The organism is Rhodococcus sp. IC4_135 (assembly GCF_011602025.1).
Taxonomy (GTDB): Bacteria; Actinomycetota; Actinomycetes; order Mycobacteriales; family Mycobacteriaceae; genus Rhodococcus_F; species Rhodococcus_F baikonurensis.
On the sequence record NZ_JAAOLG010000127.1, the window covers coordinates 1 to 536 of the forward strand.

At 53.5% G+C, this 536-nt stretch carries 1 rRNA gene; it reads left to right on the forward strand.

The window, feature by feature from the left end:
* Nucleotides 1–116 (forward strand): 16S ribosomal RNA (locus tag G8767_RS35295); the annotation flags it as partial.
* Between the last annotated feature and the right edge of the window lie 420 nt (nt 117–536).

The window sequence follows — 536 nt, forward strand, 5'->3', positions numbered from 1 at the left end:
CCGAAGCCGGTGGCTTAACCCCTTGTGGGAGGGAGCCGTCGAAGGTGGGATCGGCGATTGGGACGAAGTCGTAACAAGGTAGCCGTACCGGAAGGTGCGGCTGGATCACCTCCTTTCTAAGGAGCATCTCTTTCGCTCGCTGCACACAGGTGTGGTTGAGGAAAGCAGAGGCCATTTCGTTCCCGTATGTGGAACGGTGGTTGCTCATGGGTGGACGCTGACAAGCATTCGTTTTCGTTACTGCCGGCCTCAGTGCTGGTGGGAGAACAAATTATATCGACATACTGTTGGGTCCTGAGAGAACACGCGAGTGTTTCCTCTCTAGGAAGTAACGACAACACTGGAATGTGGGTCATACCGCGGAGTTGCAATGATTTCGATCATTGTTTTCTTCGGCTGGTGCTCACGAGAGTTCTGGGGTTGTGTGTTGTTTGAGAACTGCACAGTGGACGCGAGCATCTTTGTTGTAAGTAATGAAGAGCGTACGGTGGATGCCTTGGCACCAGGAGCCGATGAAGGACGTAGGAGGCTGCGAT